Consider the following 4,605-nt stretch of genomic DNA (forward strand, 5'->3'; position numbering starts at 1 on the left):
GAGAGACGGGGGAAGAGGGCGGATCATGTCGCGAGTGCCAGGGTGGCTCAGCCGGATCGGCGCGAGACTGACCGAGATCGGCGAGCGCCTCGACGAGCGCCGCGCCGAGGTCGAGCGGGAACACGGGGACCTCGCACCGCCGCCCGCGCCGACGTCCACGACCGCCGCGCCGTCCCCGACGCCCACGCAGGCCCCGGCCGGCGTACCCGCGTCCGTCCCGGCCGATCCGGAGTCGGTGCAGTACGAGCTGCCCGCCGTCGCCGTCCGCCCGGACCCGGCGCAGGCGGTCCCGTGGGCCGTACGGGTGGCCTCCGAGGCGGGCTGGCGGCTGCTGGTCCTGGCGGGCACGGTCTGGGTGCTGATGCGGGTCATCAGCGCCGTACAGCTCGTGGTGCTCGCCTTCGTGGCGGCGCTGCTCATCACCGCCCTGCTCCAGCCGACGGTGGCCCGGCTGCGGCTGCTCGGTGTGCCGCGCGGCCCGGCCACCGCGCTCACGGCCGTCCTCGGCTTCGTGGTCATGGGGCTGATCGGCTGGTTCGTGACCTGGCAGGTCATGGAGAACATCGACGATCTCTCCAACCAGGTCCAGGACGGCATCGACGAACTGCGCAAGTGGCTGCTGAACAGCCCCTTCCACGTCACGGACAAACAGATCAACCAGATCGCCAAGAACCTGCGCGAGGCGATCGGGGCGAACACCGACCAGATCACCTCCGCGGGTCTGGAGGGCGTGACGGTCGTCGTCGAGGCGCTGACCGGCATCCTGCTGACCGTCTTCTCGACGCTCTTCCTGCTCTACGACGGCCGGCGCATCTGGGAGTGGTCGCTGAAGCTGGTCCCCGCGGCCGCCCGTCCGGGGGTCGCCGGGGCCGGTCCGCGCGCCTGGCGCACCCTGACGGCCTACGTCCGCGGCACGGTGATCGTCGCGCTGATCGACGCCATCTTCATCGGCCTGGGCATCTACTTCCTCGACGTCCCGATGGCCGTCCCGCTGGCCGTGTTCATCTTCCTCTTCTCCTTCATCCCGCTGGTCGGCGCGGTGGCCTCGGGCGCGCTGGCGGTCCTCGTCGCGCTGGTCACCCAGGGCGTCTTCACGGCCGTCATGACCCTGGCCGTGGTCCTCGCGGTGCAGCAGATCGAGGGCCATGTCCTCCAGCCGTTCATCCTGGGCCGCGCGGTGCGGGTGCACCCGCTGGCTGTGGTCCTGTCCGTCGCAGCGGGCGGCATGATCGCGGGCATCGGCGGCGCGGTGGTCGCGGTGCCGCTGGTGGCGGTGACCAACACGGTGGTCGGCTACCTGCGTTCGTACGCCCAGGGTCCGGCCCTGCGCACCTCCCCCGTCCCGCGGGGCGCGACGGTGCTGGACGCGGCCCCGGTGGACCCGCCGGTGATCCCGCCGAAGCAGCCCTGACGGGACAACGGCAGGGGCCCCGCCCACCGCGAGGGTGAACGGGGCCCGTGAGGCTCGGGCGGAGTTACTCCGCCAGCACCGCCTCCGCGTCCAGCGTGACGCCGACCGCCTGGATCACCGAGGCGATCTTGAAGGCCTCCTGGACGACCTCACGGTCGACGCCGGCCTTGCGCAGCACCTGCTCGTGCGAGTCGAGGCACAGGCCGCAGCCGTTGATCGCGGAGACCGCGAAGGACCACAGCTCGAAGTCGACCTTGTCGACGCCCGGGTTGCCGATGACGTTCATCCGCAGACCCGCGCGCAGGGTGCCGTACTCGTGGTCCGACAGCAGGTGCCGGGTGCGGTAGAAGACGTTGTTCATCGCCATCACCGCGGCGGCGGCCTTGGCCGCCGTCCAGGCCTCGGGCGACAGGTTCGCCTTGGCCTCCGGCGCCAGCTCGCGCAGCACGATCGGCGAGCGCGAGGCGATCGCGGTCGCCAGCACCGTGCCCCACAGCTGCTGGGCCGGCAGGTCGGAGTTGCCGATGACCGAACCCAGGTTGAGCTTCAGGTCCTTGGCGTAGTCCGGGACGAGGGACTTCAGGGAGTCGAGGGACATCCGTCACTCACCGGCCAGCAGCGCGCCCGCGTCCAGCGTGTCCTCGCCCTTGGTCCAGTTGCACGGGCAGAGCTCGTCCGTCTGGAGCGCGTCCAGGACCCGCAGGACCTCCTTGGGGTTACGGCCGACGGAACCGGCGGTCACCATGGAGAACTGGATCTCGTTGTTCTGGTCGACGATGAAGACGGCGCGCTTGGCGAAGCCGTCCTCGCCCTCGATGCCCAGGTCGCGCATCAGCTCGTGCTTGGAGTCCGCCATCATCGGGAACGGCAGGTCACGCAGGTCGTCGTGGTCCTTGCGCCAGGCGTGGTGCACGAACTCGGAGTCACCGGAGAAGCCGAGGATCTGGGCGTCGCGGTCGGCGAACTCGTCGTTCAGCTTGCCGAAGGCCGCGATCTCGGTCGGGCACACGAAGGTGAAGTCCTTGGGCCACGCGAAAACGATCTTCCACTTGCCCTCGTAGGTCTTGTGGTCGATCGTCTCGAACTCCTTGCCCTTCTCCAGCGAGACACAGGCAGTCAGTTCGAACTGGGGGAACTTGTCACCGACAGTGAGCACAGGCTCTCCTTGCAGCGAAGAACAACCCCTTGTGGGGGCGTTTCTCATGGGTTGGATCGTTTCGATGGTGGCACAGGCTGCATTGATTAGGGAAATAGCTACACTTTGTGGTGTTGATCGGAGGTGGTTATTAGTGACCATGAGTACGGGAAGCAAGCGACGCCAGCCCAGCCTCGCCCAACTGCGCGCCTTCGCCGCCGTCGCCGAGCATCTGCACTTCCGTGACGCGGCCGCGGCGATCGGCATGAGCCAGCCCGCGCTCTCCGGTGCCGTCTCCGCGCTGGAGGAGACGCTGGGCGTGACGCTGCTGGAGCGCACCACCCGCAAGGTGCTGCTGTCGCCCGCGGGCGCGCGGCTCGCCGTACGCGCGAAGGCCGTACTGGAGGAGGTCGGCGCCCTGATGGAGGAGGCCGAGGCGCTGCGCGCCCCCTTCACCGGTGTGCTGCGCCTCGGGGTCATCCCCACCGTCGCGCCCTACCTCCTGCCCACCGTCCTGCGCCTGGTCCACGACCGCTATCCGCACCTCGACCTCCAGGTCCACGAGGAGCAGACCGCGAACCTCCTCGACGGCCTGGCCACCGGCCGGCTCGACCTGCTGCTGCTCGCGGTGCCCCTCGGAGTGCCCGGCACGGTCGAGATCCCGCTGTTCGACGAGGACTTCGTGCTCGTCACCCCCCTCGGCCACCGGCTCGGCGGTCGCGCGGAGATCCCGCGCGAGGCGCTCAGGGAGCTGAACCTGCTGCTCCTGGACGAGGGCCACTGCCTGCGCGACCAGGCACTGGACATCTGCCGCGAGGCCGGCCGCGAGGACGCCCCGGTGACCACGACCGCCGCCGGACTGTCCACCCTCGTCCAGCTCGTCGCCGGCGGTCTCGGCTGCACCCTGTTGCCGCGCACCGCAGTCAAGGTGGAGACGACCCGCAGCACCGAACTGCTCACCGGCTTCTTCGCCGACCCCGCCCCGACCCGCCGGATCGCGCTCGCCATGCGGACCGGGGCCGCGCGCGGCGCCGAGTACCAGGAACTGGCGGCCGCGCTGCGGGAGGCACTGCGTCCGCTGCCGGTGCGGGTGCTCGACCGGAGCGTCTGAAAACCTCAATCAATCGTTCAAATGCGCGCCGAACAAATCTCCTTGAGTGACCGGGTGCGTCAACTTCCGTCACCTGGCGACAGGTGGGGAGACCCCCGCCGGAATACGCGACCGCGCTGATACACATACCCCCTCAGCGTTATGCGTCAGCCGTATGTGCGAAATCCCAAGGGGAGTGATGTCGGGCATTCGTGAGGGCACTCGGGATTCTCTCGGCCGGGTCGGCTACGACCTGTTGTCGCGCTCGCTGATGGACCGCGGGCGGGAATGGTTCACCGGGGAACTGCGAGTGGCGGGCTCACCCGGAGGCAGCTTTCACCTGCGCAACGGACTGGTCGTCTCGGTCGAGAGCCCCGGTGCCCCCGGCCCCGGCGCCCTGCTGCTGCGCTCCGGCCGGGTCAGCGGCGAGCAGTGGGACGAGCTGATGCGGGAGTCCGGCGCCTCGCGCTGGCCGGCCGACGGGCTCATCGCCCACGGGTACGCCGGAGCCGCCCAGCTCAGGGTGGTCTGCATGATGGCGTTGCAGGACGCGACGTTCGCGATCACGGCCGGCCGGGTCGACGACTGCGAACCCGCCGAGGGGGCCGAACCGCCCGTCGCCCCGGTCGCCGTGGGCGAGGCGTCGGCCCGGCTGCTCCAGGACGCGACCCGCAAACTGGCCGCCCTCGCCGCGCTGCCGTACCCGGTACGGCCCGACCGGGAACGGCCCGTTCCCGCCCTGCTCTCCCGCGCCGGGGTGCGGCTGACCGAGTTGCAGAGCGAGCTGCTCGTCCACGCCGACGGTCGACGCACCGCTCGCGACCTGGCCTTCCGTACCGGGCGCGGGGTCTACACCGTCACGGTCGAACTCGCCCGGATGCTCGGCGAAGGGCTGCTGGAGTGCGCCGACGCGCCCGCGCCGATCCCGGTCCGGCTGCCGCCCGACTTCCAGGGCGTCCTCCCCAGGGA

At 70.5% G+C, this 4,605-nt stretch carries 5 protein-coding genes; 3 read left to right on the plus strand and 2 right to left on the minus strand.

Features of this window, described 5'->3' with window-relative positions; all coding sequences use genetic code 11:
- The first annotated feature begins 25 nt into the window (after positions 1-25).
- Positions 26-1,411 (plus strand): AI-2E family transporter, encoded by a 1,386-nt coding sequence (locus tag FNH09_RS44680; RefSeq protein WP_152895597.1) that lies wholly within the window; start codon positions 26-28, stop codon positions 1,409-1,411.
- A 64-nt stretch (positions 1,412-1,475) separates the two neighbouring features.
- On the opposite strand, the gene FNH09_RS44685 is transcribed toward FNH09_RS44680, so the two are convergent.
- Positions 1,476-2,009 carry an alkyl hydroperoxide reductase gene (locus FNH09_RS44685; protein WP_152895598.1) on the minus strand — a complete coding sequence of 178 codons (534 nt, stop codon included), beginning with the start codon at positions 2,007-2,009 and terminating at the stop codon, positions 1,476-1,478.
- 3 nt (positions 2,010-2,012) lie between these two features.
- Positions 2,013-2,567, minus strand: a complete 555-nt coding sequence (locus FNH09_RS44690) for a redoxin domain-containing protein (RefSeq protein ID WP_162470053.1) — start codon at positions 2,565-2,567, stop codon at positions 2,013-2,015.
- A gap of 139 nt (positions 2,568-2,706) precedes the next feature.
- On the opposite strand from FNH09_RS44690, the gene FNH09_RS44695 reads away from it, so the two are divergent.
- Both FNH09_RS44695 and FNH09_RS44700 read left to right on the plus strand, forming a co-directional pair.
- Positions 2,707-3,657 (plus strand): LysR substrate-binding domain-containing protein, encoded by a 951-nt coding sequence (locus tag FNH09_RS44695; RefSeq protein WP_152895600.1) that lies wholly within the window; start codon positions 2,707-2,709, stop codon positions 3,655-3,657.
- 178 nt (positions 3,658-3,835) lie between these two features.
- A partial coding sequence (locus FNH09_RS44700) for a MarR family transcriptional regulator (RefSeq protein ID WP_152895601.1) occupies positions 3,836-4,605 on the plus strand: 770 nt, incomplete at its 3' end.

Origin of the sequence: Streptomyces adustus (assembly GCF_009377175.1) — a bacterium.
In the GTDB taxonomy this organism is placed as follows: domain Bacteria; phylum Actinomycetota; class Actinomycetes; order Streptomycetales; family Streptomycetaceae; genus Streptomyces; species Streptomyces adustus.

Bases quoted from the DNA above. Each gene is read 5' to 3' on its own strand.
- FNH09_RS44680 (WP_152895597.1), top strand. From the start codon at position 26: ATGTCGCGAGTGCCAGGGTGGCTCAGCCGGATCGGCGCGAGACTGACC.
- FNH09_RS44685 (WP_152895598.1), bottom strand. From the start codon at position 2,009: ATGTCCCTCGACTCCCTGAAGTCCCTCGTCCCGGACTACGCCAAGGAC.
- FNH09_RS44695 (WP_152895600.1), top strand. From the start codon at position 2,707: ATGAGTACGGGAAGCAAGCGACGCCAGCCCAGCCTCGCCCAACTGCGC.